This is a genomic window from Pantoea sp. NGS-ED-1003 (assembly GCF_000738765.1).
In the GTDB taxonomy this organism is placed as follows: domain Bacteria; phylum Pseudomonadota; class Gammaproteobacteria; order Enterobacterales; family Enterobacteriaceae; genus Pantoea; species Pantoea septica.
The window spans coordinates 53,646-74,487 of sequence record NZ_JPQA01000003.1 but is presented as its reverse complement, the minus strand read 5'-3'; the positions used below and the strand labels follow the sequence as shown (position 1 = coordinate 74,487).

Genomic DNA, 20,842 nt, shown 5'->3' with positions numbered 1-20,842 from the left:
CCTTCAGGGTCGCCAGACGGCCATGCGGCGGACGAGGGTTAACCCGCCAGCGCGGCGAAAACCTTCTCCACGGCGTAAGCGCCGGGATCTTTCACCCCATCCAGCGTCTGCTGATTCAGGTAGGATGAGCGCCCCGCTCTGGCGCTCTGCATCTGCGCGGTGGAATCGGCGCCCTGGGCCGCCGCCTCTGCCGCCTCCGCCAGCGATCTGCCCGCCGACAGCGCCTCCAGCGCCGGCTCCAGCGCATCGACCAGCGTGCGGTGGCCAATCTGCGCGCCGCCGTAGTGCTTCATCTGCTCCAGTCCCTGCGTCAGCGCCTCTGGCAGCGTACCGCCCTGCGCCAGCCGCTGGCCCGCCGCGGTAAAGAGGATCGACATCAGTACGCCGCTCGAACCGCCCATCACCGTCGCCAGCTGCTCGCCCACCAGCGCGAACAGCGACGGCAGATCCGCCAGCGGCAGCTGCTGCGCTTCCAGCGCGCTCTTCACCTTGCGTGCGCCGGCTGCGAAGGTCGAGCCGGTGTCGCCGTCGCCAACCTTCGCGTCCAGCGCGTTCAGCTCGGCTTCAAGATCGATCAGCGTCTGCGCTACGCGCCCAACCACCTGCGCCGTCCGCTCGTCCTGAGAAGGCGTAAACTCGAGCTTGCTCACCACACGCTGGCTGCTCAGCGTTGTCACCGGCTCCACCGCATGGATCGGCGCCCAGCCCAGCACCTCGACCGGCGCTTTCAGCGCTTCGAGAAACGCCGCCTCTACCTGCAGCACCGTCAGCGAGAAGCCTTTCATATCGAGCGCGCTCACCAGCGTCGCCGGACCGATCAGATGGCTGATCTGCGCCGCCAGCGGGCTTTTCAGCACGTCGCGCGTCACCAGCGCCAGCTCCAGCATCGAGAAGCCGCCGAGATTGTTTACCAGCAGCACCGCGCGGGTGCCGGAAGAGAGGCTGTTGGCCAGCTTCTCCGTCATGATGCTCACCAGCTGCTGGCTGTTCTGCGTGTCCAGCGTGATAACGCCCGGCTCGCCGTGAATGCCCATGCCCAGCTCGCTCTCGCCCTCTTTCACGCGATTGTCGCGCTTCTCACCGGGAATATGGCAGGTCGAAAAGGCGACGCCGATGCTCGCCGTGCCCTTAATGGCGCGCTGCGCCAGGGTTTTTACCTGCGCCAGCGACTGTCCCTGCTCTGCGGCGTAGCCGGCGATTTTATGGATCAGAGCGGTGCCGGCGATGCCGCGCGGCTGGGGATTGTCCGGCAGGGCGATATCGTCCTGCACCATTACCATCTCGACCTTGTAGCCCAGCGCGCGCGCCTTCTCCGCCGCCAGGCCGAAATTAAGGCGGTCGCCGGTGTAGTTTTTCACGATCAGCAGGCAGCCCGCGTCGCCGGTAACGTTGATAATGGCGCTCAGCACCGCGTCGACGCTGGGCGAAGCGAAAATATCGCCGCAGACTGCGGCGGTCAGCATCCCTTTGCCGACAAAACCGGCGTGCGCAGGTTCATGCCCCGAGCCGCCGCCCGAAATCAGCGCCACCTTGCTTTTATCCCAGTCGTTGCGCACCACCACCCGAATATCGTCGCCTAAGTCGAGGCGGCTAAGGTTGTGCCACGGCGTGCTCAGCAGCACCCCCTCGATCGCTTCGTTGACCAGATTATTTTTTTCATTCATCAGGAACTGGCTCATTGCATCCTCTCCAATGGTGTTGATGCCGCCAGGCAGCGGCACGCTTTAAAGGTAGCCGAAGAAATGCAAAGGGCGGCCGATGGCCGCCCCTGAGGCTGCGGGGGAAATCAAAGCGCGATGCGCATCACGCTGTCGGGGTTTTTCGGCGGCGCTTTGCGCGATCCCGGCTGTTTAACGCTGACATAGAGCGCCTTGCCGTCGGCGGAGAGCGCCAGGCTGTTAGGCAGGCCCGCCGTTTTCACCGTGCGTTTCACTTTATAGCTGCTGGCGTCGATGATGCTGACCTCACCCGCTTTACGGTGGGTGACGTAGAGCTCGTCGCGCTGCGGGTTGAACAGCACCGCCAGCGACTCTGGCGCGGCGATCGTCTGGATCACCTTCTGATCGCGCAGATCGACCACCAGCACCTGCGGCTGTTTCGAGTCGCTGAGGAAGGCGCGCTGGCTCTGAGCGTCGAGCGCGATATTCAGGAAGAAATGCGCTTTGTCGTCGCCGATTTTCTGGCGTTTTTCAATGGCGTTGGTGCGGGTATTGATGGTGATGAGTTCGCCGTCGGCGTTGGTGACGTAGAGTTTCTGCCGCTCGCTGTCGACCGCCAGGCCGGTAGCCATTTTGCCGGTGTTCGGCACCACGCTGATCGGCTGCAGGGTTTTGCCGTCCACCACCCATACCACGCTCTGCGGCCCCAGCCCAGTGACGTAGACGCGGTTGGTTTTCACATCGACGGCGATTTCGCGCGGCTGCAGCGGACGCACGCTGTCGCCGCGCTTGCGGCCGTCCAGCACCAGCGTGTTGAGCACTTTGCCGCTGACGGCGTCGATAGCGGTCAGCGCGCCGTTCAGGGTGTTGCCGATATAGAGCACGTTGGTTTGCGGATTGATGGCCGCGCCAAAGCTTTTCAGCTCGGTGGGAATGGTTTGTTTAATCGCCAGGTTTTGCGGATCGAGGCGAAACACCGCGCCGCCCGGCGCATCGCTGCCCTGCGACGCGGCGAGGAACAGCGTATTGTCGCTGGGGCTAAAGGCGAGTTCATAAGCGCCCTTGCTGACCGGCTGGGTAAGTGGGTCCGCATGCGCCAGCATGCCGGAAGCGGAAAAGAGCGCGGTGGCGAGCAGCGTCACGCGCAGCGCAGAGGATAAGGATTTCATGATCTCTCCATAGCAAAAATTCACCGCCATCAGGCAGTGCTGGAAAGCTCACATTGCAAACCGAACAAAAAAATGAAAGGGCCTTAAGGCCAGCAGAGATAATTTTTTTGGCAGATCATAAGGATTTATCGCCAGAAGGGAAGCGGTTTCACCCGCTTAAACGCCGCCAGGACGCCCGGAGGCGTCCTGTCAGCAACAGCCGGTCGGACTTATTTCAGCAGTTCAGCCGTCATGTGCACGCCGTTGTTGGTGTAGGCTTCGGTCACTTTGTATGAGGCGCCCGCTTCTTTCGCCTGCGCCGCGATTTTTGCTTCCGCGCCGTCAAGGGTAGCGTCGGTAGCGGTCACGCTCTGCGCGAAGCTGGTCAGCGGAAGAACGGAGAGAGCGATAACAGCAGCAAAAGTTTTGATAGTTTTCATGGTCAATTCCTCGGTAGATGTTTAGTCAGGTAAGGCGTGTCGCCTTGTTGATATGAATAATAGACCGAGGATGACACTGCTGATAGCGGAGATAATTGCCGTTCTTTATCAAATTTACTGACGATCAAATCGCACATTGGGTGTAGCGGCGCCGCAAAAGGTTAACTCGCTGGCAGAAATAAAAAGGGCAGCATATTCCGCTGCCCTTTAGCCTGTTAGCCGTGATGTCGCACGCGAGTGAAGATGGTGAGCGAGGCGAGCAGCATCAGCACGCCGCTGGCGAGGAAGACGCCGCCGGCGCCCTGCAGGTCGAACATCCAGCCGCCCGCCGCCGCGCCAGCGGTGATCGCCAGCTGGATGGTAGCCACCAGCAGGCCGCCGCCCGATTCGGCGTCGTCCGGCACCGCGCGCGAGATCCAGGTGGACCAGCCGGTCGGCATCGAGCCAAACGCCAGGCCCCAGAGCGCCACGCCCGCTGCGACCAGCCAGGAGACGTCGACAAAGCTCACCAGCAGCAGCGCGGTGGCGCTCATCACCAGCGCCATCGCGCTCAGCGTCAGCGATACGCTGCGCGTCACCAGATAGCCTGCCAGCGAAGTGCCGAAAAAGTTAGCCACGCCAAACGCCAGCAGCACCAGAGAAAGCTGGTTGAGATTAAGCTGCGCGCTGCTCTCCAGGAACGGACGCAGGTAGGTAAAGAAGGCGAAGTGGCCGGTAAACATCATAATTACCGCCAGCATGCCCCAGCGCATCAGCCCGCTGCGCAGCAGGTCGAGCACGCCGCCGCTGCGCGCTTTGTTCTCCGGCGGCATCGCCGGCAGGGTAAAGCTCTGCCAGATCAGCGCCAGCACGCCCAGCCCGGCGGTCAGCATAAAAATATTGCGCCAGCCGATCAGGCCGCCGAGATAGCTGCCGAGCGGCGCGGCGATAATGGTCGCCAGCGAAATGCCGCTGAAGACGATCGACAGCGCGCGCGGCACCTGATCGCTGGGCACCAGGCGCATGGTGATGGCGGTCGAGAGCGTCCAGAAGCCGCCAATCGCCATGCCGAGCAGCACGCGCGCCAGCAGGATCAGCGTCAGGTTGCTCGCCAGCGCCACCAGCAGCGCCGAGGCGACCAGCAGCAGCGTAAAGGCGAGCATCACCACGCGGCGATCGAGCCGCCGCGTAACGCTGCCCACCACCAGACTGGTCAGCAGCGCCACCAGCGCGGTCACCGTTACCGTTTGTCCCGCCTGTCCTTCCGACACCTGCAGCGAGGCGGCGATCGGCGTCAGCAGACTGACCGGCAGAAATTCGGCGGTAATGAGGCCGAATACCCCAAACGCCATGGCAAAGACCGCGCCCCAGGCTGGACGCGCGGGTACGGAAACTTCATCAGCCACTTCTGTACTCAGACTCATGCAGCTTCTCCTTAAAAAAATTATTAAGGCTGGAGCATAGAGGCAGCGGGCAAGACGATCTATGATGGCAACACCTTCATTATTGATAATTCGTCTGGAATGCAATGAGCCACTATGAAGATCTGACCAGCGAACTGCTGATGGGCATGCGGCTGCACGGCGTGACCTATCAGCGTATTCAGCTCGCCGCGCCCTTCGGGCTGCGCTATGAGCATGCGCCGGGCCGCGCGCAGTTTCACTTCGTCGGGCGCGGCCCGCTGCTGGTGCGCGGCGCGTCGGGCGCAATTTTTACGCTTAATACCGGCGATGCGCTGCTGATCCCGCATGGCAAACCCCACAGCCTGCTCTCCTCGCCCGACGCCGACTGCGAGAATATCGCCGCCTTCAGCAGCAGGCCGATCTGCGACAGCGTCTGCGCCATCGGCGCGCCCGCCAACGCCTGCGACGACGAGGAGAGCGTGATCCTGTTCAGCGCCTGCATGAAGTTCGAGCTGGGTGGCATGCAGCCGCTGATCAACACCATGCCGGATATCATGCTGGTGAGCACCCTGCTGTCGCAGTATCCGGAGATCCAGCCGATTCTCGACGCCATGGAGCGCGAGTCGCGCACGCGCCACGCCGGCTTCGCCGGTATTTTGTCGCGGCTGGCGGACGTGGTGGCGGCGCTGATCGTGCGCGGCTGGGTAGAGAACGGCTGCGGTCAGGGCAGCGGGCTGGTGCAGGCGATGCGAGATCCGCGCCTGAGCAAGGCGATCGCCGCGATGCACCGCGAACCGGGAGAGAACTGGACGGTAGAAAGGCTGGCGCGCGTGGCGGGCTGCTCGCGGTCGGTGTTTGCCGAGCGCTTTCAGAACGCCACCACCATGACGCCGCTGCGCTATCTCACCGAGCTGCGCATGCGGCTGGCGGTGCAGCGCATCGTCAATAACGGCGAAGCGGTGGAAGTGGTCGCTTTTCAGCTCGGCTACGGCTCGCTCGCCGCTTTTAGCCGCGCCTTTAAGCGCATTGTTGGTCAGCCGCCCGGCGCGCTGCGCGCCGGGCGGGAAGAGGCGCGCGCCTCCTAGCGGAAGACGCTGATCGCTTCCACCAGGCGGTTGGCCTGATGCGTCATGCGGCCAGACGCCTCGGCGCTCTCCTGCACGCGCGCCGCGTTGCGGTGGGTGATATCGTCGAGATCCTCGACCGCCGTAGAGACTTCGCTCAGCGCGGTGGACTGCTCGGCGGTAGCGGCGCTGATCTGCGCGATCAGCGAGGAGACGTTCTGCACCTGCGCGACGATGTCCTGCATGGTGCGTCCCGCCGCATCGGCGTGCCGGCTGCCGAGCTGAACGCGGCTGGCGCTGGTTTCCACCAGCGTTTTGATTTCGCTGGCGGCCTTCGCGCTGCGCTGCGCCAGGCTGCGGACTTCTCCTGCCACCACCGCAAAGCCTTTGCCCTGCTCGCCCGCGCGCGCCGCTTCCACCGCCGCGTTGAGCGCGAGGATATTGGTCTGGAAGGCGATGCCGTCGATCACGCTGGTGATGTTGGCGATGCGCTGCGAGCTTTCGGCGATTTCCGCCATCATCCCTACCATCTCCTGCATCACGTCGCCGCCCTTGCTCGCCGCCTGGCTGGTGCGCGCCGAGAGCGTATTTACCTCGCCCGCCGTTTCGGTGTTGCTTTTCACCGTGGCGGTCATCTCATTCATGGTGGCGGCAGTCTGCTGCACGTTAGCCGCCGCCTGTTCGGTGCGACGGCTCAGCTCGCTGTTGCTGCTGGCGATGGCGTCGCTGGCGCTCAGGACGTTAATCGCCTGCCCGCTGACGTCATCCACCAGCCAGCGGAACATCAGGCCGAGCTGGCCGATCGCGCGCTGCGTCATCCCCACCTCATCGACGCGATCGATTTGCTCTACTTTATGACTGGCGCCGGTGGCCACGCTAAGCGCCTGCTGGCACATGCGTTCGATGGGGCGCGAGATTTGCTGTTCCATCCACAGGCTGGTCAGCAGCAGCAGGAGCGCCATGCCGCCGCTAAAGCAGCCCAGCGAGGCGGGCGTCATGCCGAGCAGCGCGGCGCTGAGCGCCGCCAGCGGCAGCAGCGCAATCAGCGGCAGGCGGATGCGCCAGCGCAGCGGCAGCGTTTTCAGCAGTGACCCGACGCGGCGCCAGCCGGTGCGGACGATCAGCCCTTTATGGAAGCGCCGCCCTTTCGTCCGCCCTTCGCGAAAATCGCGATAGAGCGCTTCAGTGGCGCGAATTTCCGCTTCACCGGGTTTGGTGCGCACCGACATAAATCCCTGCACCTTGCCGTCGCGCACCACCGGCACGGCATTGGCGCGCACCCAGTAGTGGTCGCCGTTTTTGCGGCGATTTTTCACCAGCGCCGACCAGGGTTCGCCCTGCTTCAGCGTCGCCCACATGTCGGCAAACGCCTCGGGCGGCATGTCGGGATGGCGCACCATATTGTGCGGCTGGCCGTTGACCTCTTCCGGCGTAAAGCCGCTGACCTCGATAAAGGCGTCATTGGCGTAGGTGATGTAGCTGTTGATATCGGTGGTCGACATTAACGTCGCGTCATCGTCAAACACGAATTCGCGCTGGGTGACTGGCTGATTGTTACGCATGGCGGGTCCTTGAAAGGGCTGCTGAAGGTAGGGAGATTATCAGTTATGTTTTTTTATATTTTCGGCAGCGAAAGACCCGGGCTTTAGAGGCGGTAATAAATTTTCCCCGCTAAAAAAGCGGACTGGCGAGCATTTGACCCGCCAGCCGCTTAATCATAATCCGTTAGCCCTTTTTAATAATCGCGTTTTTCAGCCCTGCAGCGCGCGGCGGATAAAGCCCTGATGCCGGTTGAGCCGCTCGCGGGCTTCTTCGACGTCGATGTCGGCCAGCAGCATCAGGATGGCGGTTTTGCAGTGGCCGTCGCAGGCCGCCAGCGCGCGCCTGGCGTTCGCTTCGTCGCTGTCGGTGGCCTGCATGACGATGTTGATCTGGCGCTGCACCAGTTTCTGGTTGGTGGCTTCTACGTCGACCATCAGGTTGCCGTAGACTTTGCCGCTGCGGATCATCGCGCCGGTGGTGAGCATATTGAGCACCAGTTTCTGGGCGGTACCCGCTTTCATGCGCGAGGATCCGGTGACCACTTCCGGGCCGACCACCGGCGTAAGCGCGATCTCCGCCGCCTGCGCCATGGCGCTGTTGGGGTTGCAGGTGAGCGCCGCCGTGGTGGCGCCAAGCGTGCGGGCATATTCCAGCGCACCCAGCACGTAGGGGGTACGGCCGCTGGCGGCGATGCCCACCAGCACATCTTTCGCGCTGAACTGGATGTCACGCAGATCGTGCGCGCCCTGCTCGCGGTCGTCTTCCGCGTTTTCTACCGCCTGCAGTATCGCCTTGTGCCCGCCGGCGATGAGCCCTACCACCTGGCCGCGCGGCGTACCGAAGGTCGGCGGGCATTCGCTGGCGTCGAGGATGCCGAGTCGTCCGGAGGTGCCCGCGCCGCTGTAGATCAGTCGGCCGCCCTGCGCGAAGGCGGCGACGATGGCGTCAACCGTTTGGGCGATTTGCGGCACGATCGCTTCGACCGCCAGCGCCACTTTTTTATCTTCGTTGTTGATGACGCGCAGCATGGCGTCGGTGGAGAGCTCGTCGATGTTCTGGCTGGCCGGGTTGCGGCCTTCGGTGATGAGCTGGCTGAGGTCGATTGTCATGGGACGTGCTCCGGGCATGATTTATCCAGGCCCGGTTTTATCATATTTGCGGGATAAAAAAAGGGTTCAGACGAGGTCTGAACCCTGATGTTTTAGGTGCAACGCTTGTTAGCCAGGAGCCAACGCGGGAGAGGAAGGCCGATCGCAAAGACGCAAAAAGCGCCATCCCTGGCAGCTCGGCCCGCAACATCCATGTTGCGGGACGCTTTGCTCTTCGGCCCCCCTCTCCCGCTTGCAGGCATTAGATGCCGCCTGATGGTCAGGTCAAAAGAAGGGTTAGCTCGCCGTTTGCGCGCGCAGCTTCAGCTCGTAGGCTTTCGCCTGCTCGGCGTCGAACTGGTTCTCCCAGCGGGCGATAACCAGCACCGCCAGCGCGTTGCCGATGACGTTAAGCGCGGTGCGCGCCATATCCATGATGCGGTCAACGCCCGCGATAAAGGCCAGGCCTTCCAGCGGAATGCCGACGCTGCCCAGCGTCGCCAGCAGCACCACAAATGACACGCCAGGCACGCCTGCGATGCCTTTCGAGGTCACCATCAGCGTCAGCACCAGGATGATCTCGTCGGTCAGCGACAGATCGATGCCGTAAAGCTGCGCGATAAAGATGGCGGCGATGCTCTGATAGAGCGTTGACCCGTCCAGGTTAAAGGAGTAGCCGGTCGGCACCACGAAGCTGGTGATTGCCTTCGGCGCGCCGTAGGCCTCCATCTTCTGCATGATGCGCGGCAGTACGGTTTCCGAACTGGAGGTCGAGTAAGAGAGGATCAGCTCATCTTTCAGGATACGCATCAGGGTGGTGATGCGCAGCTTACAGAAGCGCGCCACGCCGCCGAGGATAACGAACGCGAAGAAGAGAATCGCGGCGTAAACCAGCAGCACCAGCTTCGCCAGCGGCCACAGCGAGGTGAAGCCGAAGTTGGCGATGGTCACGGCGATCAGCGCGAAGACGCCCACCGGCGCGTAACGCATAATCATGTGCGTTACTTTAAACATGGTTTCCGACACGCTGCGGAAGATGTTGACCAGCGGATCGCGCTGCTCCGACGGCAGCGCCGACAGGCCCATGCCGAACAGCACCGAGAAGAAGATAATCGGCAGCATGTCGCCCTTCACCAGCGAGGCGAAGATGTTCTGCGGGATCAGCGACAGGATGGTGGCGACCAGGCTGTGAGGCCCGTTCTGCACCGCTTCGGTCGTGGCTTCATACTTAGAGATGTCCACCGTTGCCAGCGTTGACATATCAATGCCGGTGCCGGGTTGAAACACGTTAGCCAGCGTAATGCCGACCACAATGGCAAGGGTGGTGATCACTTCGAAATAGACGATGGTTTTGACGCCAATTCGTCCCAGTTTCTTGGCATCGCCCACGCCGGCGATGCCGACAATCAGCGATGAAATCACGATAGGCACAACGATCATCTTGATCAGATGAATAAAGATATCGCCCGCCGGGCTGAGAATGTTGGTGATTAACCATTCACGATCGTCTGGCTGATTATGCAGCACTGAACCGACAACGATGCCGAGCACCAGCGCAATCAGAATCTGCCAGGCCAGGCTTATTTTAAAACCTTTCATAACGCGTTATTTCCTCAGTCAAAACCCCTATTGCTACGCTGCGAAGGTGCAGAGAAGGATACACACAGGGAAGTGAGCAAAAGCCCGGTAAATTAGAGGGTTATTGAGGACAGCGTCCTCGACGAAAATGCGAAAATTCCCGTACTTTTTTCAGACGCCGTCTGGTTGAGTCCTGCTGAGCAGGGGCGAGATAAGTACCATTTTCACTGTGGTAAATGCAACCCCTGGCGCGTTCGATTAAAGATTAGCCACTCTTCTAGCATAAAATGCTGTTTAGTTATAAAAACCCTAACCTGCTGTTATAAAAAGTAATAGTTATTAAAACATCCGCATAGCTATGCAGCGCTGCACAAAAAGGCGGCGGGTTCGTTTGCTGCATTTTTCGCCAGTCGCAGGGGCAGATTGCGGCGCATGTTCGATGGTTTTGCAAGGGATAACCAGCGGGCGCGCGCTCTCGTGATCTAAGGCGCAAAAAAGAAACAAAGCACGGGCTCAGGCTTCACTTAACCTTTGATTGACATATTATTAACATCTTCAAGGAGATCCGCCATGAGCCAACAATATAAACACCCGATACCTGCCGCCATTGCCGCGAATGCCCTGATCACTGCCGAGCAGTATCAGACGATGTATCAGCAGTCCGTCAGCGACCCGGATGCGTTCTGGGGCGAACAGGGGAAAATCCTCGACTGGATCAAGCCCTACAGCAAAGTGAAAAACAGCTCTTTCGCGCCGGGCAATATTTCTATTCGCTGGTATGAGGACGGCACGCTCAATCTGGCGGCCAACTGCCTCGATCGCCATCTGGAAAAGCGCGGCGACCATCCCGCCATTATCTGGGAAGGCGACGACGCCAGCGAAAGCAAGACCCTGACCTTTCGCCAGCTGCATAACCAAGTGTGCCGCTTCGCCAACGTGCTGCTGTCGCTGGGGGTGAAAAAAGGCGACGTGGTGGCGATTTATATGCCGATGGTGCCCGAAGCGGCGGTGGCGATGCTGGCCTGCGCGCGCATCGGCGCGGTGCATTCGGTGATTTTCGGCGGCTTTTCGCCGGAAGCGGTGGCGGGCCGCGTGGTGGACTCCAGCGCGAAACTGGTGATCACCGCGGATGAAGGCGTGCGCGCCGGACGCCCTATCCCGCTGAAGAAAAACGTCGACGACGCGCTGAACAATCCCACCGTCAACAGCGTGAAAAATGTGGTGGTGCTGAAGCGCACCGGCGGGTCGATTGACTGGCAGGATGGCCGCGATCTCTGGTGGTCCGAGTTAATGGATAAGGCGAGCGAGCAGCACGCGCCCGCCGAGATGCAGGCGGAAGATCCGCTTTTTATCCTTTATACCTCTGGCTCTACCGGCAAGCCGAAAGGGGTGCTGCACACCACTGGCGGCTACCTGGTTTATGCGGCGACCACCTTCAAATATGTTTTCGATTATCACCCGGAAGATATCTACTGGTGTACCGCCGACGTCGGCTGGGTCACCGGTCACAGCTATCTGCTTTACGGACCGCTGGCGTGCGGCGCCACCACCCTGATGTTCGAGGGCGTGCCAAACTGGCCGAAACCGAGCCGCATGGCGGAAGTGGTGGATAAACACAAAGTGACCCTGCTCTATACCGCGCCGACGGCGATCCGCGCCCTGATGGCGGAAGGCGACAAGGCGATTGAAGGCACCAGCCGTCAGAGCCTGCGCATTATGGGCTCGGTGGGCGAACCCATTAATCCGGAAGCCTGGGAGTGGTACTACAACAAGATTGGCGACGGCCGCTGTCCGATTGTCGATACCTGGTGGCAGACCGAAACCGGCGGCTTTATGATCGCGCCGCTGCCGGGCGCCATCGAGCTGAAAGCGGGCTCCGCGACCAAACCTTTCTTCGGCGTGCAGCCTGCGCTGGTGGATAACGAAGGCAATCCGCAGGAGGGCGCGGCGGAAGGCAATCTGGTGATCACCGACTCCTGGCCGGGCCAGGCGCGTACGTTGTTCGGCGATCATGACCGCTTTGAACAGACCTACTTCTCTACCTTCAAAAATTGCTATTTCAGCGGCGACGGCGCGCGCCGCGACGAAGATGGCTACTACTGGATCACCGGCCGCGTCGACGACGTGCTCAACGTCTCCGGCCACCGTCTCGGCACCGCCGAGATCGAATCTGCGCTGGTGTCGCATCCCAAAATCGCCGAAGCGGCGGTGGTGGGCATTCCGCACAGCATTAAAGGCCAGGCGATCTACGCCTATATTACGCTGAACCATGGCGAAGAGCCGTCGCCGGAGCTCTATACCGAGGTGCGCAGCTGGGTACGGAAAGAGATCGGCGCCATCGCCACGCCCGATATCCTGCACTGGACCGACTCGCTGCCGAAAACCCGCTCCGGCAAGATTATGCGCCGCATTCTGCGCAAGATCGCCGCGGGCGACACCAGCAATTTAGGCGATACCTCAACGCTGGCCGATCCAGGCGTCGTGGATAAACTGCTGGAGGAGAAGCAGGCGATCCGTATGCCGTAAACCGTCTTACCGGCGGGAGGTCTCTTCTTCCCGCCGCCCTTTCCTTACGCAGTGTGTTTCTGAAGTCACATAACAATATCTGACCAGGCCTTTCTCGCGCGGCGCGTGAGGCTGCCGCCTGCATAACCTCTGGAGAAACTGTGATGAACGACGCCCTTTCCACTCAGGAGGCGCTCAATCAACGAATTGAGCGTCATCCGCGCTTTCAGGAGCTGGTGCATAAGCGCCAGCGGTTCGCCCTGGTGCTGTCGCTGATTATGCTGGTGCTCTACGTCGGCTTTATTCTGCTGATCGCTTTCGCGCCCGGCTGGCTCGGCACGCCGCTGCATGACGGCACCAGCGTGACGCGCGGCATTCCCATCGGCGTAGGCCTGATTGTGATTTCTTTTGTGCTGACCGGCGTTTACGTCTGGCGCGCCAACGGCGAATTCGATCGCCTGACGAAGCAGATCCTCAGCGAGGTAAAACCATGAAGCGTCTTTCTCTCTGGCTGCTGGCGCTGCTGCCCGCCTCCGCGCTGGCGGACGCGCTGACCGGCGCGGTGCAGCAGCAGGCCACCAACTATCAGGCGATTGGCATGTTCGTGGTGTTCGTCGCCGCCACGCTGGGCATTACGTACTGGGCGTCGAAACGCACCCGCTCGCGCAACGACTACTATACCGCCGGCGGCAATATTACCGGCTTCCAGAACGGCCTGGCGATGGCGGGCGACTTTATGTCCGCCGCCTCCTTTCTCGGCATCTCTGCGCTGGTTTATACCTCCGGCTACGACGGGCTGATCTACTCGCTCGGCTTCCTGGTGGGCTGGCCGATGATCCTGTTTTTGATCGCCGAGCGCCTGCGCAACCTGGGCCGCTACACCTTCGCCGACGTCGCCTCCTATCGCCTGCAGCAGAAGCCGATTCGCACCCTCTCCGCCTGCGGCTCGCTGGTGGTGGTGGCGCTCTACCTGATTGCGCAGATGGTGGGCGCGGGCAAGCTGATCCAGCTGCTGTTCGGCCTCGACTATCATATCGCCGTGGTGCTGGTGGGCATTCTGATGGTGCTCTACGTGCTGTTCGGCGGCATGCTGGCGACCACCTGGGTGCAGATTATCAAAGCGGTGCTGCTGCTGTTCGGCGCCTCTTTTATGGCGATCATGGTGATGAAGGCGACCGGCTTCAGCTTCAATAACCTCTTTACCCAGGCGATGGCGGTGCACCCGAAAGGCGCGGCCATCATGCAGCCGGGCGGGCTGGTGAAGGATCCCATTTCCGCGCTCTCGCTCGGGCTGGGGCTGATGTTCGGCACCGCCGGATTGCCGCATATTCTGATGCGCTTCTTTACCGTGGCGGACGCCCGCGAGGCGCGTAAAAGCGTCTTCTGGGCCACCGGCTTTATGGGCTACTTCTACTTCCTGACCTTTATTATCGGCTTCGGGGCGATTCTGCTGGTCGGGGCAAATCCCGCCTTTAAAGATGCCAGCGGCGCGCTGATCGGCGGCACCAATATGGCGGCGGTGCATCTGGCGAACGCGGTGGGCGGCAGCACCTTCCTCGGCTTTATCTCTGCCGTGGCCTTCGCCACCATTCTGGCGGTGGTCGCCGGGCTGACGCTGGCAGGCGCGTCGGCGGTATCGCACGACCTTTACGCCAGCGTTATTCGCAAAGGCCAGGCGACCGAGCGCGAAGAGCTGCGCGTGTCGAAAATTACCGTACTGGTACTGGGCGTGGTGGCGATTGCGCTGGGCATTCTGTTTGAGAAGCAGAACATCGCTTTTATGGTCGGCCTGGCGTTCTCAATCGCCGCCAGCTGTAACTTCCCGATCATTCTGCTGTCGATGTACTGGTCGAAGCTGACCACGCGCGGCGCGATGATTGGCGGCTGGCTTGGGCTGATCACGGCGGTGGTGCTGATGATCCTCGGCCCGACGGTCTGGGTACAGGTGCTGGGACACGCGTCCCCGGTTTATCCCTATGAGTATCCGGCGATCTTCTCGATGATCGTCGCCTTTGTCGGCACCTGGTTCTTCTCCGTTACCGACCATTCGCCGCAGGGCGCGCAGGAGCGCGGCCGCTTCCGGGCGCAGTTTATCCGCTCGCAGACCGGTATCGGCATCTCGCAGGGCAAGTCGCACTAATCTTACGGCGCGGCAAAATAAAAAAGGCGGCTGATAAGCCGCCTTTTTTTATCCGATCGAATCAGAAACGCAGCGAAGCGCCGACGTACGGGCCGTCGACCAGCACGTTGTCTTTACGACCGCCTTTATTGTTCAGCTCGATATACTGATAGCCCACGCGCAGGTTCAGCAGCGAAATCGGGGTGAAGCTCAGGCCGCCAGCGGCTTCCTGATAGCTGTCGAGATGGTCGGTCAGACCTTCTGGCGCGTAGTAGTATTCGCCGTACAGGCCCCACATGCTGTTGAAGCTGTACTGCGCGCCGCCGCCCAGCGCCACGGCGAAGCCATCTTTACCATCTTCCGGATGGGTGAAAATGGTCTTGGCGGTCGGTGCCAGACGCAGTCCGCCGATATCGACGTTGTAACCCAGTCCCAGGCCGTAGGTGCTGCCGTCGTGATCGCTGCGCAGCCAGTTACCTTTAAGGAACAGGCCAGGCGAGGTGGTGCCCAGACCGACGTTCAGATTAGTGTTGTGCTCGCCGACATCCACGCTGCCTTCGATAGCCTGCGCTGCGCCGCTCAGCAGTACCAGACCCAGTGCGCTCCCGGTAACAAGTTGCTTAAACATGATTCCACTCCATGAAAGGACAATTATTTCGGCGCAAAGGTTAACAGCCTGAAATCCTCTGACAACTCTATTTGGCAACCTTTACGTAAACAGACATGTCGATCGGCAAATTTTGTTGTCAGGCTGCCCACATCAGGTGGCCGATAAGCGGCGCCAGCACCACCGTCACCACGCCGGAAAGCATCATCACCAGGCTGGCGACCACGCCCTCCTGCTCGCCGAGCTGGTAGGCGCGCGCCGTGCCTGCTCCGTGCGACGCCGCGCCGAAGCCCGCCCCTTTCGCCACGCCCTGGCGGATAGCGATGCGCAAAAACAGCACGTCGCCGATCGCCATGCCGAACACGCCCGTGATCACCACGAACAGCGCCACCAGATCGGGCTGGCCGCCGATGGGCTTCGCCGCCGCCAGCGCGAAAGGCGTGGTGATGGAGCGCACCGCCAGGCTGCGCTGGATCGACTCAGGCAGCGTCAGCAGCCGCGCCAGCCACACTGAACTGCACACCGCCACCAGCGTAGCGGTCAGCACCCCGGCGCTCAGCGAGAGCCAGTGACGGCGAATAATCGTCATGTTTTCATACACCGGTACGGCGAAGGCCAGCGTTGCCGGGCCGAGCAGCCAGAGCAGCCAGTGGCTTTCAGCAATATAGTCCTGCCAGGAGACGTGCGTAATCAGCAGCAGCGCAACCAGCAGCACAGGCGTCGCCACCAGCGGCATCAGCAGCAGCGTGCGCCAGCGGCGATAGAGACGCTTGTTGAGAAAGTAGATCAGCAGCGTGACCGCCAGACAGAGCAGGCTCAGGATAAAATCACGCATCGCGCTGTTCCCTGCGCGCCGCGCGCGCCACTTCATAGCGGTAGAGGCGATCGACCACCAGCGCGGTGGAGGCGAGCACCAGCACGGTGCTTAGCGCAATTACTACGCAGATGCGCCAGCCGTCGACGCGCAGCAGGTCGCCGTAGTTCACCACCGCCACCACCGCTGGAATAAAGAACAGCAGCATTTCGGCCAGCAGCCAGCGCGAGCCCGCCCTGACCCAGCGCAGCGGCAGCACGCGCGTGACGATCAGCGCCAGCAGCAGCAGCATGCCGACGATATTGGCGGGCAGCGGCAGGTGCAGCCAGCTCACCAGACGATCGCTGGCGATAAACATGCCGATGTACAGCAGCAGCTGCAGCGGCAACCAGAGTCGTTGCAGCCTGCCCACGCGCTGCGGGCTGAGCGCTAACGCCATTTTCTTTTCTCCCTTCACCAGATTTGGTGCTTAGTATAAATCCGCGACAGAAGGTGAAAAAAATGAATTAAAATTATCCCAATCATGCCAAAAGGGAATAGTTATGGACGTCCGTGCGTTACGCTACTTCACCGAGGTGGTGCGCCAGCAGAGTTTTACCCGCGCTGCACAGAAGCTCTACGTGACCCAGCCCACCATCAGCAAAATGCTGCGCCAGCTCGAAGAAGAGCTGGGCTGCACCCTGCTGCTGCGCGACGGCCGCAAGCTGCATCTGACCGACAGCGGCCAGGCGGTCTACCAGCGCGGGCTGGCGATTCTGCAGGAGTTTCACCAGCTCGAGGCGGAGATCGGCGATATTAACCAGCTGAAAACCGGCGAGCTGCGCCTCGGCATTCCGCCGATGGTCGGCATGCAGATCGCCGGCTCAATCTCGGCGTTTCGCCGCCGCTATCCCGGCGTCACCCTGAACATCTCCGAATTTGGCGGCCTCACGGTGCAACAGGCGGTGCTGGCGGGCAGCCTGGATATCGCGCTTACCGCCCTGCCGGTCGATCCCGATCTGCCGCTGAACACGCTGCCCCTGATGCACCATCCGCTCTGCGTGCTGGTGCCGCGCCAGCCCGCCTGGCTTAACCGCAGCCATATCGCGCTGACGGAGCTGGCGGCGCATCCGCTGCTGATTTTCAACGAGGAGTTCTCGCTGAACCGCCAGCTGATGAAGGCGTTTCAGCGGCTTGGCGTCACGCCGCATATTGCGGTGCGCAGCGGACAGTGGGATTTTCTGGCGGCGATGGTTCAGGCGGAGATGGGGCTGGCGATCCTGCCGGAGCCGATCTGTCAGCGGCTGGATAAGCAGTCGCTGCTGTGGCTGCCGCTGGAGTCGGAGCTAATGTGGAGTCTGGGGTTGATCTGGCGCGAGGGAAGCTATCTGTCGCGCAGCGCGCAGGCGTGGATCGCCTGCTGCCGCGAACACTGGCCGGATGAAGCGCCGCGCCTGTCGGTATAGGCGCGGCGCGCGGCTTACTCTTCTTTCTCGATCAGCAGCGCTTCCAGCAGGTCGAGATCGCGCAGCAGCCGCTGCATGCTCTCATCGGAAATCTGCTGGGTCGCGCGCAGGTGATAGACTTCGGCGCGCTCGGCGCGTAGCGCGGTCAGGCGGAAGCGACGCTCCAGATTCTCGGCGAACAGCGCCTGTTCCAGATCGCTTTTGCCGTCGGCGCGGCGACGCAGATTGCCGATAACGCGCAGGCTGACCTCTTTGAGCAGCTCAGGATCGATATTCTCTTCGCTGCTGTTCTCCAGCCGCTCTTCCATTTTATGCAGGCTTTCGATCGCCACGCTCGCCATCACCGCGCGGGCGTTTTGCAGCTCGCGGCGGTGTCCGGCTTTATCGATGCCGTCCACGCCGCGCAGCAGCAGCGGCAACAGCACCACGCCTACCAGCAGCGAAAACAGGATCACGCCGGTCGCGATAAAGACCAGCTCATAGCGCGCCGGAAACGGCTCGCCGGAGGTCAGGAACAGCGGGATAGAGAGCACGCCCGCCAGGGTAATGGCGCCGCGCACGCCGGCAAAGGTGGCAATCAGCAACTCGCGCAGCGAGTAGTTGGCGAACTCCATCGGCTTCTTCTTCAGCACGCGCTTGCTGAGACGCTGCATAATCCAGAGCCAGCCGAAGCGCACCACCATCAGTGCGGCGTAGACCAGGATAATGTCGGTAAACAGCATCCAGAGCTCGACGTTGGGATCGGCGTTGGCGGCGTCAATCGAGGTGCCGATAATGTCCGGCAACTGCAGGCCGAGCATCAGGAACACCATGCCGTTGAAGACGAACTCCAGCATCTGCCAGACGCTGTTGGCGCGCAGGCGCATCGCCAGCGGCGCCTGGCGGATAATGCCGGAGCGGGTAATGGTCATGCCCGCCGCAACCGCCGCCAGAATGCCGGAGACGCCGAGATGTTCGGCAATCAGGTAGGAGGCGAACGGCAGCAGCAGCAGCAGTACGGTTTGCGTCGCCGGATCGTCGCCGCTCCAGCGGCTCAGCAGACGCAGCGATTTACCATAGAGCCAGCAGACCGCCACGCCCGCAATCAGGCCGCCGATCGCGACCTTAAGGAACTCGACGCTGGCGCCGCCCCAGGTAAACACCATGGTGCCCATCGCCACCGCAACGGCGAACTTCAGCGAGACCAGGCCGGAGGCGTCGTTCATCAGCGCCTCGCCCTGCACGATCGACATGATTTTCTTCGGAATGCGTCCCTCGCCGACGATGCCGGAGAGCGCCACGGCGTCCGTCGGCGACAGCACCGCCGCCAGCGCGAAGGCGGGGATCAGCGGAATACCCGGCACCATCCAGTAGATGAGGTAGCCGATGCCGACCACGGTAATCAGCACCAGCACCAGCGCCAGGCCGATAATTTCCCGGCCATGGTGCAGGAACTCGCTGATCGGCGTCTTCCAGCCGTCGGCAAACAGCAGCGGCGGAATAAACAGCACCAGGAAGAGTTCCGGGTCGAAATCGACATGCAGGCCGAAGGTCGGCCAGGCGAGCAGCGCGCCGGCGAGGATCTGCACCAGCGGCAACGGGATCTGGAACGGCAAGATGCGAGCGGCCACCCCGGAGAGCGACACCACCAGCGTCATAATGAGAATAGTGAAGAAGATTTCCATGCTTTCCTTAGGCGAATCGTAAAGTCAGAAAAAATGTTGTGAGCGCTAAAGTGTAAAGCAAAGTGCGCAGAGAATGACAAGTCACGCGTGCGGCGCGGCGAAAAATCAGGAGAACATGCCGGGCGAGACGGTGCTCGCCCGGTTTTACAGCTAGATCGCCCAGCCGCCAGCGTAAAAAATCACCAGCGCGGCCGCTATCACCACCGTGCCGACGTTCAGCCTGCGCCACTCGCCGGCAAACAGGCGACCCACCACCAGCGTGGCGAAACCGAGCATAATGCCGGTGACGATATTGCAGGTCAGCACGATAAAGACCGCGGTCACCAGGCCGGACATCGCATCGACGAAGTCGCCGAAGTCGATTTTCGCTACGTTGCTCAGCATCAGCAGGCCGACATACATCAGCGCGGGCGCGGTGGCGTAGGCGGGTACCAGATAGGCGAGCGGCGACATAAACAGAATCGCCAGGAACAGCAGTCCGACCACAATCGCCGTCAGGCCGGTCTTGCCGCCCGCCGCCGTGCCGGCTGCGGATTCGATATAAACCGCCGCAGGCGACGCGCCGACCAGGCCGGCGAACAGGCTGCTGACCGAATCGGTGGTCAGGGCGCGTCCGCCGTTGATGATCTGGCCCTTCTCGTCCAGCAGGTTCGCCTGCCCCGCCACCGCGCGGATGGTGCCGGTGGCGTCGAACACCGCCGTCATCACCAGCGCCAGCACGCTCGGCAGCACCACTGGCTGTAGCGCGCCCATAATGTCGAGGCTGAACAGCAGTGATTCGCCCTGGCTGTCGCGCAGGCTGGGCAAGGCGAACAGTCCCTGAAACTTCACTGCCGGATCGAAGATCAGCCCGAGAATCGAGATGGCGATAATGGTGAGCAGAATGCCGCCCGGCACCCGGCGCTTCTCCAGCCCGACGATCGCCGCCAGTCCCAGCAGCGACATCATCACCGGAAACGAGGTGAAGTGGCCCAGCGCCACCGGCATGCCGGCCGCGGGGTTCTTCACCACCAGCCCGATACCGTCGGCGGCGATCAGCAGCAGAAACAGGCCGATGCCCACGCCGGTGCCGTGCGCTACGCCCATCGGCAGATTACGCAAGATCCAGGCGCGGATGCCGGTTACGGAGATAACGGTGAACAGCAGCCCCATCAGAAATACCGCGCCGAGCGCTACCGGCACGCTGATATGCTGGCCGAGCACCAGGCTAAAGGCGGTAAAGGCGGTGAGCGAGATGGCGCAGCCGATGGCCATCGGCAGGTTGGCCCATAGTCCCATCACGATAGAGCCGACGCTGGCGACCAGACAGGTGGCGACGAAGACTGCCGTGGGCGAAAAGCCCGCTTTACCCAGCATGCCGGGCACCACAATCACCGAGTAGACCATCGCCAGGAAGGTGGTCAGTCCCGCCAGAATTTCCTGCCGGACGCTGCTGCCGCGTGCAGAAACAGAGAACCAGGCGTCCAGCTTGCCAGCGGACGAGCGTGATTCGTATGACATAGTTGAGCCTCAAGAATTTTTTGTTGTGTGAAACGCCCTGCGTCGCTGCCTGCAAAATCCCTGGTTATCGACCCGGCGCAATGGCGCGCCAGACGACAGGCAAACGTTTACTTCGCGGCGGATAACTCTCCGCTATGCGGACAGATAAAAGGCAAGGGATTATCCGGCGTTTGGCAGCAGATTTTCAACTGCTTCCTCGCCTTAATTCAGGATAAAGAAGAGTGTGTAAGAGAGTTGCTGAAGGCTTGTGCGGCGTCGGCGCCAGGGCCGTCGCCGCGTTACTTGCTG

The 20,842-nt window shown here is 61.6% G+C and carries 17 protein-coding genes; 5 read left to right on the top strand and 12 right to left on the bottom strand.

The window, feature by feature from the left end; genetic code table 11:
• Positions 1-38: 38 nt before the first annotated feature.
• The 4 genes from JS46_RS06585 to JS46_RS06570 form a co-directional block, all read right to left on the bottom strand.
• A complete protein-coding gene (locus JS46_RS06585; protein ID WP_033749190.1) occupies positions 39-1,679 on the bottom strand; it encodes a dihydroxyacetone kinase subunit DhaK in 1,641 nt (546 codons plus the stop codon).
• A 107-nt stretch (positions 1,680-1,786) separates the two neighbouring features.
• The gene (locus tag JS46_RS06580; RefSeq protein WP_033749188.1) at positions 1,787-2,827 is read right to left on the bottom strand and encodes a YncE family protein; all 1,041 of its coding nucleotides are present in this window, start codon (positions 2,825-2,827) and stop codon (positions 1,787-1,789) included.
• 209 nt (positions 2,828-3,036) lie between these two features.
• Positions 3,037-3,246, bottom strand: coding sequence for a DUF1471 domain-containing protein (locus JS46_RS06575; protein WP_033749187.1), 210 nt, complete (start codon positions 3,244-3,246; stop codon positions 3,037-3,039).
• Between the two features lie 215 nt (positions 3,247-3,461).
• The gene (locus JS46_RS06570; RefSeq protein WP_033749186.1) at positions 3,462-4,649 is read right to left on the bottom strand and encodes an MFS transporter; all 1,188 of its coding nucleotides are present in this window, start codon (positions 4,647-4,649) and stop codon (positions 3,462-3,464) included.
• Between the two features lie 104 nt (positions 4,650-4,753).
• On the opposite strand from JS46_RS06570, the gene JS46_RS06565 reads away from it, so the two are divergent.
• Entirely contained in the window at positions 4,754-5,713 is a 960-nt protein-coding gene (locus tag JS46_RS06565) for an AraC family transcriptional regulator (protein WP_033749185.1), read from the top strand.
• On the opposite strand, the gene JS46_RS06560 is transcribed toward JS46_RS06565, so the two are convergent.
• From JS46_RS06560 to gltP, 3 genes are all read right to left on the bottom strand, one after another.
• A complete protein-coding gene (locus tag JS46_RS06560) occupies positions 5,710-7,254 on the bottom strand; it encodes a PAS domain-containing methyl-accepting chemotaxis protein (RefSeq protein ID WP_033749183.1) in 1,545 nt (514 codons plus the stop codon). The two genes, JS46_RS06565 and JS46_RS06560, sit on opposite strands and share 4 nt — an antisense overlap.
• A 189-nt stretch (positions 7,255-7,443) precedes the next feature.
• Entirely contained in the window at positions 7,444-8,343 is a 900-nt protein-coding gene (gene murQ / locus JS46_RS06555; RefSeq protein ID WP_033749182.1) for an N-acetylmuramic acid 6-phosphate etherase, read from the bottom strand.
• A gap of 276 nt (positions 8,344-8,619) precedes the next feature.
• Positions 8,620-9,921 carry a glutamate/aspartate:proton symporter GltP gene (gene gltP, locus JS46_RS06550; protein WP_033749181.1) on the bottom strand — a complete coding sequence of 434 codons (1,302 nt, stop codon included), beginning with the start codon at positions 9,919-9,921 and terminating at the stop codon, positions 8,620-8,622.
• A gap of 549 nt (positions 9,922-10,470) precedes the next feature.
• Here gltP and acs point away from each other — a divergent pair.
• The 3 genes from acs to JS46_RS06535 all read left to right on the top strand — a co-directional run bounded on the left by acs (position 10,471) and on the right by JS46_RS06535 (position 14,545).
• On the top strand, positions 10,471-12,426 hold the full coding sequence (gene acs, locus JS46_RS06545; protein ID WP_033749180.1) for an acetate--CoA ligase: 1,956 nt from the start codon (positions 10,471-10,473) through the stop codon (positions 12,424-12,426).
• Positions 12,427-12,569: 143 nt separating this feature from the next.
• Positions 12,570-12,899, top strand: coding sequence for a DUF485 domain-containing protein (locus tag JS46_RS06540; protein WP_033749179.1), 330 nt, complete (start codon positions 12,570-12,572; stop codon positions 12,897-12,899).
• The gene (locus JS46_RS06535; RefSeq protein ID WP_033749178.1) at positions 12,896-14,545 is read left to right on the top strand and encodes a cation acetate symporter; all 1,650 of its coding nucleotides are present in this window, start codon (positions 12,896-12,898) and stop codon (positions 14,543-14,545) included. The genes JS46_RS06540 and JS46_RS06535 overlap by 4 nt, the downstream gene beginning before the upstream one ends.
• Positions 14,546-14,606: 61 nt before the next feature.
• On the opposite strand, the gene JS46_RS06530 is transcribed toward JS46_RS06535, so the two are convergent.
• From JS46_RS06530 to JS46_RS06520, 3 genes are all read right to left on the bottom strand, one after another.
• The gene (locus tag JS46_RS06530) at positions 14,607-15,152 is read right to left on the bottom strand and encodes a YfaZ family outer membrane protein (RefSeq protein ID WP_033749177.1); all 546 of its coding nucleotides are present in this window, start codon (positions 15,150-15,152) and stop codon (positions 14,607-14,609) included.
• A gap of 118 nt (positions 15,153-15,270) precedes the next feature.
• Positions 15,271-15,966, bottom strand: coding sequence for an LrgB family protein (locus tag JS46_RS06525; RefSeq protein WP_033749176.1), 696 nt, complete (start codon positions 15,964-15,966; stop codon positions 15,271-15,273).
• Positions 15,959-16,384 (bottom strand): CidA/LrgA family protein, encoded by a 426-nt coding sequence (locus tag JS46_RS06520; RefSeq protein WP_033749175.1) that lies wholly within the window; start codon positions 16,382-16,384, stop codon positions 15,959-15,961. Before JS46_RS06520 ends, JS46_RS06525 begins: the two co-directional genes overlap by 8 nt.
• A gap of 103 nt (positions 16,385-16,487) precedes the next feature.
• On the opposite strand from JS46_RS06520, the gene JS46_RS06515 reads away from it, so the two are divergent.
• The gene (locus JS46_RS06515; RefSeq protein ID WP_033749174.1) at positions 16,488-17,390 is read left to right on the top strand and encodes a LysR family transcriptional regulator; all 903 of its coding nucleotides are present in this window, start codon (positions 16,488-16,490) and stop codon (positions 17,388-17,390) included.
• Positions 17,391-17,404: 14 nt separating this feature from the next.
• On the opposite strand, the gene JS46_RS06510 is transcribed toward JS46_RS06515, so the two are convergent.
• Both JS46_RS06510 and JS46_RS06505 read right to left on the bottom strand, forming a co-directional pair.
• The gene (locus tag JS46_RS06510; protein ID WP_033749173.1) at positions 17,405-19,054 is read right to left on the bottom strand and encodes a Na+/H+ antiporter; all 1,650 of its coding nucleotides are present in this window, start codon (positions 19,052-19,054) and stop codon (positions 17,405-17,407) included.
• A gap of 150 nt (positions 19,055-19,204) precedes the next feature.
• The gene (locus JS46_RS06505) at positions 19,205-20,554 is read right to left on the bottom strand and encodes an NCS2 family permease (protein ID WP_033749171.1); all 1,350 of its coding nucleotides are present in this window, start codon (positions 20,552-20,554) and stop codon (positions 19,205-19,207) included.
• Positions 20,555-20,842: the final 288 nt, after the last annotated feature.